The 14,816-nt window shown below is 63.0% G+C and carries 13 protein-coding genes; 2 read left to right on the forward strand and 11 right to left on the reverse strand.

The genetic code is table 11. The features are described from left to right. Positions 1 to 11: 11 nt before the first annotated feature. The 4 genes from fabD to C8K66_RS28740 all read right to left on the reverse strand — a co-directional run bounded on the left by fabD (position 12) and on the right by C8K66_RS28740 (position 2,818). On the reverse strand, positions 12 to 950 hold the full coding sequence (gene fabD, locus C8K66_RS28725; RefSeq protein WP_046489281.1) for an ACP S-malonyltransferase: 939 nt from the start codon (positions 948 to 950) through the stop codon (positions 12 to 14). Between the two features lie 126 nt (positions 951 to 1,076). Continuing rightward, positions 1,077 to 2,087 carry a phosphate acyltransferase PlsX gene (gene plsX, locus C8K66_RS28730; RefSeq protein WP_079444532.1) on the reverse strand — a complete coding sequence of 337 codons (1,011 nt, stop codon included), beginning with the start codon at positions 2,085 to 2,087 and terminating at the stop codon, positions 1,077 to 1,079. A gap of 4 nt (positions 2,088 to 2,091) precedes the next feature. Beyond that, positions 2,092 to 2,274 (reverse strand): 50S ribosomal protein L32, encoded by a 183-nt coding sequence (gene rpmF, locus C8K66_RS28735; RefSeq protein WP_008152339.1) that lies wholly within the window; start codon positions 2,272 to 2,274, stop codon positions 2,092 to 2,094. Between the two features lie 13 nt (positions 2,275 to 2,287). Beyond that, positions 2,288 to 2,818 (reverse strand): YceD family protein, encoded by a 531-nt coding sequence (locus C8K66_RS28740; protein WP_027607804.1) that lies wholly within the window; start codon positions 2,816 to 2,818, stop codon positions 2,288 to 2,290. 105 nt (positions 2,819 to 2,923) lie between these two features. On the opposite strand from C8K66_RS28740, the gene C8K66_RS28745 reads away from it, so the two are divergent. Continuing rightward, positions 2,924 to 3,502 (forward strand): nucleoside triphosphate pyrophosphatase, encoded by a 579-nt coding sequence (locus C8K66_RS28745; protein ID WP_046382362.1) that lies wholly within the window; start codon positions 2,924 to 2,926, stop codon positions 3,500 to 3,502. Between the two features lie 130 nt (positions 3,503 to 3,632). Here C8K66_RS28745 and sppA read toward each other — a convergent pair whose 3' ends face one another. The 3 genes from sppA to rluC are packed head-to-tail and all read right to left on the reverse strand — an operon-like array spanning position 3,633 to position 6,246. Continuing rightward, on the reverse strand, positions 3,633 to 4,616 hold the full coding sequence (gene sppA / locus C8K66_RS28750) for a signal peptide peptidase SppA (RefSeq protein WP_108526640.1): 984 nt from the start codon (positions 4,614 to 4,616) through the stop codon (positions 3,633 to 3,635). Positions 4,617 to 4,637: 21 nt separating this feature from the next. Further along, positions 4,638 to 5,300, reverse strand: coding sequence for an HAD-IA family hydrolase (locus tag C8K66_RS28755; protein WP_046489270.1), 663 nt, complete (start codon positions 5,298 to 5,300; stop codon positions 4,638 to 4,640). Then, positions 5,287 to 6,246 carry a 23S rRNA pseudouridine(955/2504/2580) synthase RluC gene (rluC, locus tag C8K66_RS28760; RefSeq protein WP_046382359.1) on the reverse strand — a complete coding sequence of 320 codons (960 nt, stop codon included), beginning with the start codon at positions 6,244 to 6,246 and terminating at the stop codon, positions 5,287 to 5,289. The genes C8K66_RS28755 and rluC overlap by 14 nt, the downstream gene beginning before the upstream one ends. Positions 6,247 to 7,014: 768 nt before the next feature. Here rluC and rne point away from each other — a divergent pair. Continuing rightward, positions 7,015 to 10,215, forward strand: coding sequence for a ribonuclease E (rne, locus tag C8K66_RS28770; protein WP_108526641.1), 3,201 nt, complete (start codon positions 7,015 to 7,017; stop codon positions 10,213 to 10,215). Positions 10,216 to 10,330: 115 nt separating this feature from the next. On the opposite strand, the gene C8K66_RS28775 is transcribed toward rne, so the two are convergent. From C8K66_RS28775 to C8K66_RS28790, 4 genes are read right to left on the reverse strand one after another with little or no spacing between them, the layout of a single operon-like run. Further along, positions 10,331 to 10,915: a nucleotidyltransferase family protein gene (locus tag C8K66_RS28775; protein ID WP_108526642.1), complete on the reverse strand. Its 585-nt coding sequence runs from the start codon at positions 10,913 to 10,915 to the stop codon at positions 10,331 to 10,333. Continuing rightward, positions 10,912 to 11,898: an XdhC family protein gene (locus C8K66_RS28780; protein ID WP_046382356.1), complete on the reverse strand. Its 987-nt coding sequence runs from the start codon at positions 11,896 to 11,898 to the stop codon at positions 10,912 to 10,914. The genes C8K66_RS28775 and C8K66_RS28780 overlap by 4 nt, the downstream gene beginning before the upstream one ends. Then, the gene (locus C8K66_RS28785; RefSeq protein ID WP_108526643.1) at positions 11,898 to 14,219 is read right to left on the reverse strand and encodes a xanthine dehydrogenase family protein molybdopterin-binding subunit; all 2,322 of its coding nucleotides are present in this window, start codon (positions 14,217 to 14,219) and stop codon (positions 11,898 to 11,900) included. Before C8K66_RS28785 ends, C8K66_RS28780 begins: the two co-directional genes overlap by 1 nt. After that, positions 14,216 to 14,686 carry a (2Fe-2S)-binding protein gene (locus tag C8K66_RS28790; protein WP_046382354.1) on the reverse strand — a complete coding sequence of 157 codons (471 nt, stop codon included), beginning with the start codon at positions 14,684 to 14,686 and terminating at the stop codon, positions 14,216 to 14,218. The genes C8K66_RS28785 and C8K66_RS28790 overlap by 4 nt, the downstream gene beginning before the upstream one ends. Positions 14,687 to 14,816 lie beyond the last annotated feature (130 nt).

A 14,816-nucleotide genomic window follows, 5' to 3' on the forward strand; every position in this document is an offset into this window, starting at 1 on the left:
AAGTTCGGGGTTCAGGCCAGTGCCGCGCGAGCGGCCGCAAAGGCATCCGGGGTATTGAGGTTGGAGGTCGACACGCCGTCGGCGCAGCGCTTGTTCAGGCCGGCCAGGACTTTGCCCGGGCCGCACTCGACCAACTCGGTGGCGCCGTTGGCGGCCAGGGTCTGTACCGATTCAACCCAGCGCACCGGCTTGTAGAGTTGTTCCAGCAGGTCGCGCTTGAGGGTGTCGAGATCCGCGGCAACCGCCGCGCTGACGTTCTGCACCAGCGGGATCTGCGGCGCCTGCCAGTTGATGGCGGCGATGGACTCGGCAAAACGCTCGGCCGCCGGGCGCATCAGCTCGCAGTGCGACGGCACGCTCACCGGCAACGGCAAGGCACGCTTGGCGCCACGGGCCTTGCAGCCTTCGATGGCGCGCTCAACGGCGGCCTTGGCACCGGCAATCACCACCTGGCCCGGCGAGTTGAAGTTCACCGCGCTGACCACTTCGCCCTGGGCCGCTTCGGCACAGGCGGCGATCACCACCGCATCATCCAGGCCGAGAATGGCGGCCATGCCACCCTGCCCGGCCGGAACCGCTTCCTGCATCAACTGGCCACGACGCTCGACCAGCTTGACCGCTTCAGCGAGGGTCAGGCTGCCCGCGGCGACCAGGGCACTGTATTCGCCCAGGCTGTGACCGGCGACGAATGCCGGACGCGCGCCGCCTTCCGCCAGCCACAAGCGCCACAGGGCGATCGAAGCGGTGAGGATGGCCGGCTGGGTTTTATCGGTTTGATTGAGTTGCTCTTCCGGCCCCTGCTGGGTCAGCGCCCACAGGTCGTAACCCAGGGCATCGGAAGCTTCCTTGAAGGTTTCCAGGATCAGCGGATATTGCGCGCCCAGCTCGGCCAACATGCCGAGGGACTGCGAACCCTGCCCTGGAAAGACGAATGCGAGGGATGTAGACATGTAACAAGCCCCTAATGATCTGGTCGTCGGATATAGGCGCTCCTACGATGGGAGCGCACGAAACTGACAGATTGGATGGTCAATTGAACCGGCCGGTCACATTTAAGCATTCCCGGGCCGATTCGCCTAAGGCAACAGATCTTCCAGGCGGCCGTGCAAGCGTCGCGGCAGATTTTCCTGGATCTCGATCAACGCCCGTGCAATCGCACTCTGAAAGCCTTCCACCCCCGCCGAGCCATGGCTTTTCACCACGATGCCCTGCAAGCCGAGAAAGCTTGCGCCATTATGCCGCGCCGGGGCCAGGTCCTCCTGCAGGCGGCGCATCAGCGGCAACGCCAGGGCGCCGACCAGGCGTGTGGCCAGGTTGCGCTTGAACAAGGCCTCGATCCGCGTGGCAATCATGGTCGCCAGGCCTTCGCTGGATTTAAGCAGGATATTGCCGACAAACCCGTCGCACACCACCACATCCGCCTCGCCGCGATACAAACCGTCGCCTTCGACAAAGCCGATGTAGTTCAACCCCCGCGCACCTTGCAGCAAAGCGGCGGCGAGCTTGACCTGCTGGTTGCCCTTGATGTCTTCGATGCCGATATTCAGCAAGGCCACGCGCGGACGAGCCACACCCAGCGCCTCGGCAGCCACCGAGCCCATCACGGCGAACTGGAACAGATGCTCGGCACTGCAATCGACATTCGCGCCCAGGTCGAGCAACTGGCAATAGCCTGTCTGCGTCGGTATCGCCGCGACTATCGCCGGCCGGTCGATCCCCGGCAAGGTCTTGAGCACATGCCGCGACAATGCCATCAGCGCGCCCGTATTGCCGGCACTGACACAGGCTTGCACCTTGCCATCACGCAACAACTCGAGGGCGACCCGCATTGAAGAGTCGGGCTTGCCACGCAGGGCGACCGCTGGCTTTTCATCCATGCCGATGGCTTCGCTGGCGGGCGTAATCGTCAGGCGCGCGCGATCCACAGCCGGATGGCTGGCAATCAGTTCTTCAAGAAGGGAAGGTTGACCGACGAGGGTCAGGTGCAGCGAGGGCGTAGCAGACAGGCTGGCAATACAAGCCTGAACAATGCTGCGGGGACCGAAGTCCCCGCCCATTGCGTCAATCGCGATGACTTGAGCAGACAAGTGATTACTCGTCAGCGCCCTTGTCGATCACTTTACGGCCACGGTATACGCCTTCTGGCGATACGTGGTGACGCAGGTGAATTTCACCGGTGGTTTTTTCTACAGACAGAGTGCTTGCCGTCAGGGCGTCGTGCGAACGACGCATGTCACGGGCAGAGCGGGATTTTTTGTTCTGCTGAACAGCCATAATTGATTAACTCCTAAACGTTTGGGTCACGCTTTAACTGCGCCAATACACTGAACGGGTTGGACCGCGTTACCTCGTCCTCGCTCGGTTCGGACTCGTCATCGAGGCCCGCCGGCTGCTGGCATTCTTCCGGATGATGAGCAGGCACAATGGGCAAGGCGAGCAAAAGCTCCTCCTCGATCAGTGCATGCAGATCCAAAGGATCTTCGCCCAGTTCCAGCACGTCATAACCTTTCGGCAACGACTGGGTATTCGCACCCTCCTTTACCACAGCGTAACTGCATTCGCTGTGAATCGGCAGGGTGACCAGCTCAAGACAACGCTGGCAAACCATTTTGACCTCGGTGTCGATAAAGCTGTGAATAACCACAGATTTACGTTCATCTCGTTCAAAAACGAATTTGGCCTGCACCGTACCGACAGTGTCGGAAAGCGGGTCGCAGAGTCTCTCCAAATCGGCCAGCAGCAATTCACCTTGAAGGGAAGTGCCACGATCAGCCAATTTGCGCGGGTCAACGTGAGGTGGAATCGGGTCATTCAACATAGGCGCAGCATTATAGGGATGCCCCCAGCCATGTCAAAGGAAATTCAGCCCTGTGCGTCAGCCGGTCGTCCCGCTAGAATCCCCGGTCGCCCTGAGGAGACGCCCATGCTGCCTTTATTACTCGCATCCAGCTCGGTCTATCGCCGGGAATTGCTGAGCCGCCTGCACTTACCGTTCATCTGCAGCTCGCCGGATATCGATGAAAGCCACCGCGCAAATGAGTCAGCCGTCGAACTGGTCAAGCGCCTGGCCGAAGAGAAAGCCCGCGCCCTCGCCGCCCGCCATCCAGGGCACCTGATCATCGGCTCCGATCAGGTCGCCGCACTCGAAGGCCGGATCATCGGCAAACCCCACACCTTCGAGAACGCCCGCGAGCAACTGCTGGCGGCCAGCGGCAAGCGTGTCAGCTTCCTCACCGGGCTGGCGCTGCTGAACAGCGAGACCGGGCATTGCCAGGTCGACTGCGTGCCGTTCACCGTGCACATGCGCGTGCTGGACGCGGAGCGGGTCGAGCGCTACCTGCGGATCGAGCAGCCCTATGACTGCGCGGGCAGTTTCAAGGCCGAAGGGCTGGGCGTGAGCCTGTTTCAAAGCACCGAAGGCCCGGATGCGACCAGCCTTGTCGGCTTACCGCTGATTCGCCTGGTGGATATGCTGCTGGCCGAGGGCGTGCAAATCCCTTAAACCAGCGCAAAACCAAATGTGGGAGGGGGCTTGCTCCCGATTGCGGTGGGTCAGCTACAGATAAGCTGGCTGATCCACTGCTATCGGGAGCAAGCTCCCTCCCACATTTATCGACGCAGACCTTGGGATCTCAGCGCAGGGTCGGGCCCTGGAAGCCCATGTACAAGGCCAACTTCTCCGCCACGCTGGCGCCGAGCTTCTTGGAGAAACGGTCAAACGGCGACTCCTGAACGGTGAAGTCCACCAGTTCCTTTTCACCAATCACGTCCCGCGCCACCGAACTGGCACTGCCCAGGCCATCGATCAAGCCCAGCGGCAAGGCCTGCTCACCAGACCAGACCAGCCCGGAGAACAGCTCCGGATGGTCCTTGTCCTTCAGACGATCACCGCGCCCTTGCTTGACGCTGGCAATGAACTGGCGATGAGTGGTGTCGAGCACGCTCTGCCAGAACTGGGTTTCATCGGCCTTTTGCGGCTGGAACGGGTCGAGGAACGCCTTATGCTCGCCCGAGGTGTAGGTGCGACGCTCCACACCGAGCTTCTCCATGGTGCCGACAAAGCCGTAACCGGCCGCCGTGACGCCAATGGAACCCACCAGGCTGGCCTTGTCGGCGTAGATCTGGTCAGCGGCACTGGCGATGTAATACGCACCCGAGGCGCCCAGGTCGGAGATCACCGCGTACAGCTTGATCTGCGGATGCAGCGAGCGCAGGCGGCGAATCTCGTCATACACGTAGCCCGATTGCACCGGGCTGCCGCCTGGGCTGTTGATGCGCAGGATCACGCCCTTGACCTTGGGGTCTTCGAACGCGGTGCGCAGACTGCTGACGATATTGTCGGCGCTGGCGGACTCCTTGTCGGCAATCACCCCGCGCACTTCGATCAAGGCGGTGTAGTTGGGACCACGGGTCGCGGTTTTTTCCATGTCCACCAGCGGGCTGAACAGCACCAGCATGCCGAGCAGGTAAACAAAGGTCAGCAGCTTGAAGAAAATCCCCCAGCGCCGCGAACGACGCTGCTCTTGCACGCTGGCCAGAAGAGTCTTCTCCAGCAGCTTCCAACTCTTGTCGTCACTGCTGTCGGCCTTTTCGGGCGCTTTCCACTCATCACTCATGCCATCTACCCCAGCAAAGACTCAGTGGGCCCGGCTGAGCCAGGCCTGCAATTCAGAAAAATGATCGATCGTCAGCCTGGGCTCGTATGCCTGCAGCGCCTCGGCAGCCTGCGCACCGTAGCTGACCGCCACGCTGTCCATGCCGGCATTGCGTGCCATCATCAGGTCGAAGGACGCGTCGCCGACCATCAACGCCTGGCGTGGCGACACGCCGCAATGGGCGAGGATCTGCTCAAGCATCAGCGGATGGGGCTTGCTGGCGGTTTCGTCCGCTGCGCGGGTAACGTCGAAATAGTCTTCCCAGCCGTGGGCCCTGAGCACCCGGTCCAGGCCGCGGCGGGCCTTGCCGGTGGCGACCGCCAGCTGATAACCCTCGGCGCGGAACGCTTCCAGGGACTGCACCACGCCATCAAACAGCGGCGAAGGCTCGGCCTCCAGCGCAATGTAGTGATCGGCATAATGCTCGCGGAACGCGACCAATTCAGCGTCAGCGATGTGCGGGTACAAGGTGCGAATCGCCTCAGGCAACCCCAGGCCGATAATGCCCTTGACCGCCAGATCGCTGCACAGCTCGAAGCCAGAACGCGTCGAGGCCATGTGCATGGCCTCGACGATACGGCCAATGGAGTTGGCCAGCGTGCCGTCCCAATCGAAAATCAGCAGTTTGTAGTCAAGGTGCGGCACTCAAACGCTCCACGGTCTTGGCCCACATTTCATCGACCGGCGCCTGCAACTTCAATTCGCCACCATCGGGCAGCGGGACGGTGAGCATGTAAGCGTGCAGGAACAGGCGTTTGCCGCCCAGGTCGCGAATCTCCTTGGAGAACGCCTCGTCGCCGTACTTGGTGTCACCGGCAATGCAGTGGCCCGCATGCAGGGTGTGCACGCGAATCTGGTGAGTGCGCCCGGTGACCGGCTTGGCCTCGACCAGGGTGGCGAAGTCGCCGAAGCGGCGCAGCACCTTGAACAGGGTCAGGGCTTCTTTGCCCTCCTCGTCCACTTCGACCATGCGCTCGCCGGAGCGCAGGTTGCTCTTCTGCAACGGCGCGCGCACGCTCTTGATCGAGCTGGCCCAGTTGCCGCGCACCAGCGCCATGTAGCGCTTGTCCACGCCATCGCCGCGCAGGGCGGTGTGCAGGTGGCGCAACATGCTGCGCTTCTTGGCGATCATGAGCAGGCCGGAGGTGTCGCGGTCGAGGCGATGAACCAGCTCCAGCTCCTTGGCATCCGGACGCAACTGACGAAAGGCTTCGATCACGCCGAAACTCAGGCCGCTGCCGCCGTGAACCGCAATGCCGCAGGGCTTGTTGATCACGATCAGCTTGCTGTCTTCGTAGACAATCGACGCTTCAAGGCGCTGCAACAGGCCCTGGGCCAGCGGCACAGGTTCGTCGCGCTCAGGCACGCGCACCGGCGGCACCCGCACGATATCGCCCGCCTGCAGCTTGTACTCGGGCTTGATGCGCCCCTTGTTCACGCGCACTTCGCCTTTACGCAAAATGCGGTAGATCAAGGTCTTGGGCACGCCTTTGAGCCTGGCCAGGAGAAAATTGTCGATGCGTTGGCCGGCATATTCCGGCGAGACCTCGAGCAGCTGGACGCTGGGGGTCTGGGGGGCGGTAGTCGTCATGTCGGCGATGATAACAATTTTTTATGGAATTGAAGCACTTAATCATTACTGCTATAGTCGCGAACGCCGCCAAAAGCGGCCTGGACAGAGGACTTGCGGCAAATTGCCGGCCCTGACCTTCGCAATTCATCAGGACGCGAGGCCGTCCTACGGGGCTTTCGTTACCTTGGAAAGCCCGAGATTGTAACAAGCGCAGGTGACATGAGGCCTGAAGCGAGTGCAGAAAGCAGAGTGAATACTCGCATTTTGCGCCGATATTTACGGCCAGTTCACAAAGTGCAGTCAGTCTTGGGACACACCATGGCGAATGCTTCGGAAACAACGCCTGTTAAGAGCCGAGTGAGAGCGCAATCGCCCACACTTGGTCTTGTTTAGCCATGAGCGTGGACTCCCCATTGGAGAACACGGTAAATGCCAACCCGCTGCGGATTCTGCGCGCGGCAGCACCCGAATTATCAGGGATACGTGTAGGGTGGAGATGCACAACCGTCGGACCGTGTAGCACTAGGCTTATATATAGACGCTTCATCTCGTCCACAGTCGCCGGTTGATTCCTCCTCCTGACCTTAGCTTTTGTTGAAGTGGTGCCTTTGTCACCACCGCTAACAAGCAGGACGCGTCCGTCGCGATACCAGCCCAATTCGCCGGTTATTGCTGGACACTGGAGTGGCCAACCACTCTTGACGCACCTGACACCGACCGTGAGAAGTCGTGTGTGCCGAACGCCGTTTCCGGCAGCCCGGAAACCGACGGTACAACATGAAAAGAATGCTGATTAACGCAACTCAACCCGAAGAGTTGCGTGTTGCGCTGGTAGATGGCCAACGCCTTTACGACCTGGACATCGAGTCCGGCGCACGCGAGCAGAAGAAGGCCAACATCTATAAAGGCCGTATTACTCGCATCGAACCAAGCCTTGAGGCTGCCTTTGTCGATTTCGGCTCCGAGCGCCACGGCTTCCTGCCCCTCAAAGAAATCTCCCGCGAATACTTCAAGAAAGCCCCCGAAGGCCGCGTGAACATCAAGGACGTCCTGAGCGAAGGCCAGGAAGTCATCGTCCAGGTCGAAAAAGAAGAACGTGGCAACAAGGGCGCCGCCCTGACCACCTTCATCAGCCTGGCCGGTCGTTACCTGGTACTGATGCCGAACAACCCGCGTGCTGGCGGCATTTCCCGTCGCATCGAAGGCGAAGAACGCAACGAACTGCGTGAAGCGCTGAACGGCCTGGTCGCTCCAGCCGACATGGGCCTGATCGTCCGCACTGCCGGCCTGGGCCGCAGCAGCGAAGAAATGCAGTGGGACCTCGACTACCTGCTGCAACTGTGGACCGCCATCAAAGAAGCGTCCCTGGATCGTTCCGCGCCGTTCCTGATCTACCAGGAAAGCAACGTGATCATCCGCGCCATCCGCGATTACCTGCGCCAGGACATCGGCGAAGTGCTGATCGACAGCGTCGAAGCCCAGGACGAAGCCCTGACCTTCATCCGCCAGGTGATGCCGCAGTACGCCAGTAAGATCAAGCTGTACGAAGACAGCGTTCCGCTGTTCAACCGTTTCCAGATCGAAAGCCAGATCGAGACCGCCTTCCAGCGCGTGGTCGAACTGCCTTCCGGCGGCTCCATCGTGATCGACCCGACCGAAGCCCTGGTGTCCATCGACATCAACTCGGCGCGCGCCACGAAAGGTAGCGACATCGAAGAAACCGCCCTGCAGACCAACCTGGAAGCGGCTGAAGAAATCGCCCGCCAGCTGCGCCTGCGTGATATCGGCGGCCTGATCGTGATCGACTTCATCGACATGACCCCCGCCAAGAACCAGCGCGCCGTGGAAGAGAAAGTCCGCGAATGCCTGGAAGCTGACCGTGCCCGCGTGCAAGTCGGCCGCATCTCGCGCTTCGGCCTGCTGGAAATGTCCCGTCAGCGCCTGCGTCCGTCCCTGGGCGAGAGCAGCGGCATTGTCTGCCCGCGTTGCAACGGCACCGGCATCATCCGTGACGTTGAATCGCTGTCCCTGGCGATCCTGCGCCTGATCGAAGAAGAAGCCCTGAAAGACCGCACCGCCGAAGTCCGCGCACAAGTGCCGATCCCGGTTGCCGCGTTCCTGCTCAACGAAAAACGCAACTCGATCACCAAGATCGAACTGCGCACCCGTGCCCGTATCGTCATCCTGCCGAACGATCATCTCGAAACGCCGCACTTCGAAGTGCAGCGCCTGCGTGATGACAGCCCGGAAGCCCACAGCGGCCAGTCCAGCTACGAAATCGCCGCTGCCGCTGCCGAAGTGGAAGAAGTCCAGCCAGCCGCCGCGACCCGCACCCTGGTTCGCCAGGAAGCCGCCGTGAAGACCGCTCCGGCGCGTGCCAACGCACCGGTTCCGGTTGAAGTGGCTGCCCCGGTTGCAGCCCCGGCCGCCCTGCCTGAGCCAAGCCTGTTCAAGGGCCTGGTGAAATCGCTGGTCAGCCTGTTCGCCAGCAAGGAAGAGCCTGCGGCACCGGTGGTGGTCGAAAAACCTGCCACCGAGCGTCCGGCGCGTAACGAAGAGCGTCGCAACGGTCGCCAGCAGAGCCGTAACCGCAACGGTCGCCGTGACGAAGAGCGCAAGCCGCGCGAAGAACGGGCCCCGCGTGAAGAGCGCGCACCCCGTGAAGAGCGTGCGCCTCGCGAAGCCCGTGAAGAGACCCCGGTCGTAGCCCGCGAAGAACGCGCACCGCGCGAAGAGCGCGCACCACGTCCACCACGCGCACCGCGTGAAGATCGCAAGCCGCGTGGCGAGCGTGAAGAACGTGTGCGTGAACTGCGCGAGCCGCTGGACGCTGCGCCAGCCGTTGCCGTTGCCGCCGCAGCTGTTGCCGCCCCTACCGAGGAAGAACGCCCGGTTCGCCCGCCGCGTGAAGAGCGTGCGCCACGTGAAGAGCGTCAACCGCGCCCACCGCGTGAAGAACGTCAACCACGTACCGAGCAGGCGGCTGCCGCCAGCGAAGAAGAAGTGCTGACCGGCGAAGAGCAACTGCAGGAAGACGGCCAGGACAACGCCGAAGGCGATCGTCCGCGCCGCCGCTCCCGTGGCCAGCGTCGTCGCAGCAACCGTCGCGAGCGTCAACGTGACGCCAACGGCAATGTGATCGAAGGTTCGGAAGAAGCCGGCGAGAACGCAGAAGCCGCTACCAGCGAACCGACCAGCACCGAACTGGCTGCCGGCCTGGCCGTTACCGCCGCTGTTGCCAGCTCGGTCATCAGCGCACCTGCCGAAGCCCAGGCTCACGAGCAGGCTGAACGCGCCACTGCCGCCGTCGAAGAAACCGTTGCGGTAGAAGCGCCAGTCGCCGAGACCCCAGTGGTTGAAGCACCGGTCGTAGAAGCAACCACCCCGATCGAAGCCCCCGCGGCTCCGGAAGTGGAAGTTGCGCCGGTTCGCGAAGCCCAGCCGCAAGAAGAAGTGGCTGCCGCCGAGCCTGCCCCGGTGGTTGAGCCACAGCCAGTGGTTGAAGCTGTCGTGGAAGCTCCGGTTGTCGAAGCCGCCGCCCCGGCCGTGCGTGAAGTTCGCGAAGAACAGACCGCCTTCCAGTGGACTGCCGAACCTGCCGCCCCGGTTGAAGTGTCTGCCCCCGTGGTAGAAGCCGCACCGGCCCCGGTTGCCGAAGTGGTTGAAGCCGCTCCGGTAGTGGTTGCCGAGCCTGCGCCCGTGGTTGAAGCGCCCGTGGTTGCCGAAGCCGCCGCCCCGGTGGTTGAAGCCGCACCGGCCAGCGCCCTGACCGAAAACGGCCGTGCGCCGAACGACCCACGTGAAGTGCGCCGTCGTCGCAAGGAAGCCGAAGCGGCCGCCGCTGCTGCCGCTGCCGCACCGGCTGTCGCCGAAGTGGTCGAGCACGCTGCCCCTATCGTCGACGAGACCCCGCGTTCCGTTGAAGAAGTGGCAGAGCACCACCCAAAGGCCCTGGAAGAAGAGCACGAGCCTAAACCCCTCGTCTGATTCCATCAGCCACTGAAAAGCCCCGCCTGATCACTCAGGCGGGGCTTTTTTATGCCAACAAATTCTGAAAACACCGAAGATTCAATGTGAGAGGGGGCTTGCCCCCTCCCACATTTCAGAGCGGTTTGAAATCCAACAGATGCGGCAGATCCACATCCCAGAGTACGCCAGGGTCGTTTACCTGGATCTCGCGCACCTGCCCCTGGGCAAACAGCGGCTTGGCCCCGCGATCGCCCGTCAACGCCATCAACGCAAGCCCAAACGCTCGTCCAAACGCAACCGGATGCCCATACTGGCCGGCATGCACCGGCACGTTGATGCTGTCCACGTGCTCCAGCACCCGTTCAATGCTGGACGGCAGGATGAACGGCATATCACCCAGCACCACCAGCCAGCCATCACTGGAAGCACTGGCCGCGACCGCTGCCGCAATGCTGTCACCCATTCCGGCCGAGCACAGCTGCACTACCTCGCAGCCATGGACCTGCGCCAGACGAATGACTTCAAGCCGCTCGGGCGACGTCACCAGCACGCGCTTTAGCGCCCACGCCGGCAAATTCACCAGCACCTGCTCGATCACCGGCCGCACCACTGCGTCCCGGCCGACGCACTCAGCCAGCAATTTATCCCGATCTGCCCCGGCTTCAGCGCGAAAACGACTGCCCTGTCCCGCCGCCAGCACAATCACCGTGACGGTCATTCAACCTGCACCGACAGCGGCTTTTTCTGCAGCGGCACCACGCCATTCTTGATCGCGACAATTTCCGCCAGCAACGACAGCGCGATCTCCGCCGGTGTATGGCTGCCAATATGCAAACCGATCGGCCCATGCAACCGCGCGATCGCCTGCGCAGACAATCCCAGCGCCGCCAGGTTTTCCCGGCGTTTACGCGTGTTGACCCGCGAACCCAGCGCGCCGATATAGAACGCATTGGAGTTCAGTGCCGTCAGCAACGCCATATCGTCCAGGCGCGGGTCGTGGGTCAGGCAGACGATGGCCGTGCGTTCGTCGGTCTGGATGTTCAGCACCGCTTCATCAGGCATGCCGGGCACAAAGCGGCCGTGCGGTTCTTCCCAGCCATACGCGAACTCTTCACGCGGGTCGCAGATCAGCACTTCGAAATCCAGCAACCGCGCCATCTGCGCCACGTAGCGGGACAACTGCCCGGCGCCGATCAACAGCAGGCGCCAGCGCGGGCCATAGATGGCGCGCAGGCGCTCGCCGTCGAAGCTCACCACGTCGGTCTTGCTCGCGGGGCTCAAGCTCACGTCGCCGGTGGCCAGGTCCAGCTCCCGAGCGACGATTTCATGGGCGTCACAGCGCGCCAGCAACTCGGCCACCCACTGCCACTCCGTCACGCGCTCTTCGGTCAGGCGCAGGGTGCCGCCGCACGGCAGGCCGAAACGCGCCGCTTCATCGCGTGTCACGCCGTAGGTCACCAACTGCACCGCGGGCCCGTCGTCCGCCAACCGACCATCCTGCAGACGCGCAATCAAGTCGTCTTCAATGCAACCGCCGGACACCGAGCCGATCACCACCCCGTCGCCGCGCAAGGCCAGCATGGCCCCGGGCGGACGCGGCGCGCTGCCCCAGGTCTGGACCACGCTGTACAACACCACCCGCTGCCCCGCGCGGCGCCATTCGAGCACGCTGCGCAGGACATTCAGATCCACACTGTCCATCAAGCCTTCGCCTCCTGCCAGCCTTGCAACTGATAACGCACGGGCAGGTTGCGAATACGCTTGCCGGTGGCGGCAAAGATCGCGTTGCACAGCGCCGGCGCAATCGGCGGTACGCCGGGCTCACCGACACCGCCCAACGGCACCTCGCCCTGTGGCGTGACCAGGTGGACCGCGACAACCTTGGGCGCCAGGGACATGCGCGCCACTTCATACATATGGAAGTTGTCCTGCTGGACCTTGCCGTCCTTGAAGCTGATCTCGCCCAATACCGCGTTGCCCAGGCCCATCACGCAGGCGCCTTCGAATTGCGAGCGAATGCGTTCCGGGTTGATCTGCGGGCCGCAGTCCACAGCGATATCCGCCTTGTGGACGATCAGCGTGCCGTCGTCTTTGACTTCCACCTCGATCACCGCCGCCACATAGGTGACGAAACTGTAATGCACCGCCAGCCCCAGGCCTCGCCCCTTGGGTAGCGTGCGCCCCCAGCCGGCGGCTTTGGCGGCGGTTTCGAGGACGCCGCGCAGGCGGGCGGTATCGATCGGGTAGCGCTCCGGGGATTCGCCGTAGTTCCACTCATCGCTCAGGGTTTTCGGATCGATCTGACGGTCCGGCCCAAGCAGTTTGAGTTGGTACTGCAACGGGTCCTGGCCGGCCTTGTGCGCCAGCTCATCGACAAAGCTCTGAATCGCAAAGCCATGCGGGATGTTCGATACCGAGCGGTACCAGCCAACCCGGGTGTGGGCGGCGGCTTCGGGGTTTTCCAGGCGCACGTTGGGAATCGCGTAGGCCATGTTGGTAAAGCCCATGCCCAGCTCGAACGCCGCCTCGTGGTTCATCCCCGGCGCAAACAACGCGGTGATGCTCGGCGCGACGGTGCGGTGCAGCCAGGCGGAAGGCAGGCCGTCTTTGTTCAGGCCGGCCTTGAGGTACTCGGCGGAAACCGTGTGGAAGTAGGAGTTGTGGATGTCATCTTCACGAGTCCACTGCACGCGCACGGCCTTGCCGGGGAATTCCTTGGCGAGGATGGCCGCCTCGACCACGAAGTCCGGCTTGGACTTGCGACCGAAACCGCCGCCCAGCAGCGTGACATTGATCGTCACGTTATCGAAAGGCAGGCCCAGGCGCTCGGCGACGCGCTCACGGGTCACCTGGGGCGCCTGGCTGGGTGCCCAGGCTTCGCACTGGCCCTTGTCGAAACGGGCAACGGCAACCATCGGTTCCATCGGTGACTGGGCCAGATGCGGCAAATAATAAGCGGCGTCCAAAGTGCTGTCGGCCTCGTTCATCGCCTGCTCGAGGGTGCCGGTGTTGCGCACCACTTTGCCCGGTTGCCGCGCGGCCGCTTCCAGCTCCTTGCGGTAATCGATCGAGTTGTAGCCGGCGTTGACGCCGTCATCCCAGACAATCGCCAGCGCTTCGCGGCCCTTGATCGCTGCCCATGTGTTGCTGGCCACCACGGCCACGCCGCCCAGCGGCTGGAACTCCGAGGGCAGAGGCCGGCTTTCGATTTCGAGGACCCTGATCACCCCCGGCACCTTCAACGCCGCACTGGCATCGAAGGATTTGACCTTGCCGCCATACACCGCCGGCCGTGCAATGGTGGCGTAGAGCATGCCGTCGAAATGCACGTCCGCGCCGTAGACCGCGCGACCGTTGACGATATCGGCGCCGTCGATGGCCTTGACGCCCTCTTTGCCGATGTAGCGGAACTCCGACGGCTGCTTGAGGCGCAGCGTGTCGCGCGCCGGCACCGCCAATGCACCGGCAGCGGCGGCCAGCTCGCCATAGCCCAAGGTGCGACCGCTGGGCTGGTGAACCACCTTATGCAGCTGCGCACGGCACTCGCCCAGCGGCACCTTCCACTGTTCGGCAGCCGCCTGTTCCAGCATCGCGCGCACACTCGCGCCGCAACGCCGCATCGGTTCGAACCAGTGGCGCATGCTGCGCGAGCCATCGGTGTCCTGGTTGCCGTAACGCACTTCGTCAGCCGGCGCCTGCTGGACGCGCACGTGGGCCCAATCGGCGTCCAACTCATCGGCGACTACCAGGCTCAGGCTGGTACGCACGCCCTGGCCCATTTCCGAACGGTTGCAGATCACGGTCACGGTGCCGTCGGTGGCAATGCTGACGTAGACCTTGGGGTCATCGATCAGCCCATGGGGCATGGCATCGCCGCCATACTTCTTGGCGGCATCGGCGGCAAACGCTGCGGGCAGGCCCCAACTGGCGGCGATCACCAGCGCGCCGGTGGCGCCGACGCCCTTGAGGAAACCGCGGCGGCTGAGGTTATCGAGGACGAAATCAGCGGGTAAACGGTTCATGCCTTGGCCCCCTGCAGGTGCGTCGAGGCCTGGCGGATCGCGGTCTTGATGCGGTTGTAGGTGCCGCAGCGGCAGATATTGCCGACCATCGCCTCCTCGATCTGCTCGTCGCTGGGGTTGGGGTTGGTTTTCAGCAGCGCGGTGGCCGACATGATTTGCCCGCCCTGGCAGTAACCGCACTGGGCCACGGCACTGTCCAGCCAGGCTTGCTGCACGACCTGGCCGATGGGGTCGGTGTGCAGGTTGTCGATGGTGCTCACGGCCTGGCCCTTGACCGCGCCGATCGGGGTGATGCAACTGCGCGCCGGGGCGCCGTCGATATGAATGGTGCACGCGCCGCACAGGCCCATGCCGCAGCCGAATTTGGTGCCGTTGTAACCCGCCACATCGCGAATCGCCCACAACAGCGGCATATCCTCGGTGACGTCCAGTTGATGGTCTTGACCGTTGAGTTTCAGGGTAATCATTGGGCACGCCCGCCTATTTTTTGCATTTAGGGGCGAGCCATCTGCTGCGAAAGGTATCGCTGGTTCGGGTGCACGCAGATGGGCTCAGGCTGAGGAGGCTCTCTTGCGAAGACGGATCTTCACCGGGCCT

This window comes from Pseudomonas sp. GV105, assembly GCF_003058185.1.
GTDB lineage: Bacteria > Pseudomonadota > Gammaproteobacteria > Pseudomonadales > Pseudomonadaceae > Aquipseudomonas > Aquipseudomonas veronii.

Coding starts and splice junctions, on each gene's coding strand:
- C8K66_RS28740 (WP_027607804.1), bottom strand. CDS start 2,818: ATGTTGAATGACCCGATTCCACCTCACGTTGACCCGCGCAAATTGGCT.
- rpmF (WP_008152339.1), bottom strand. CDS start 2,274: ATGGCTGTTCAGCAGAACAAAAAATCCCGCTCTGCCCGTGACATGCGT.
- C8K66_RS28790 (WP_046382354.1), bottom strand. CDS start 14,686: ATGATTACCCTGAAACTCAACGGTCAAGACCATCAACTGGACGTCACC.
- rluC (WP_046382359.1), bottom strand. CDS start 6,246: ATGACGACTACCGCCCCCCAGACCCCCAGCGTCCAGCTGCTCGAGGTC.
- C8K66_RS28780 (WP_046382356.1), bottom strand. CDS start 11,898: ATGGACAGTGTGGATCTGAATGTCCTGCGCAGCGTGCTCGAATGGCGC.
- rne (WP_108526641.1), top strand. CDS start 7,015: ATGCTGATTAACGCAACTCAACCCGAAGAGTTGCGTGTTGCGCTGGTA.
- fabD (WP_046489281.1), bottom strand. CDS start 950: ATGTCTACATCCCTCGCATTCGTCTTTCCAGGGCAGGGTTCGCAGTCC.
- C8K66_RS28745 (WP_046382362.1), top strand. CDS start 2,924: ATGCTGCCTTTATTACTCGCATCCAGCTCGGTCTATCGCCGGGAATTG.
- C8K66_RS28775 (WP_108526642.1), bottom strand. CDS start 10,915: ATGACCGTCACGGTGATTGTGCTGGCGGCGGGACAGGGCAGTCGTTTT.
- sppA (WP_108526640.1), bottom strand. CDS start 4,616: ATGAGTGATGAGTGGAAAGCGCCCGAAAAGGCCGACAGCAGTGACGAC.
- C8K66_RS28785 (WP_108526643.1), bottom strand. CDS start 14,219: ATGAACCGTTTACCCGCTGATTTCGTCCTCGATAACCTCAGCCGCCGC.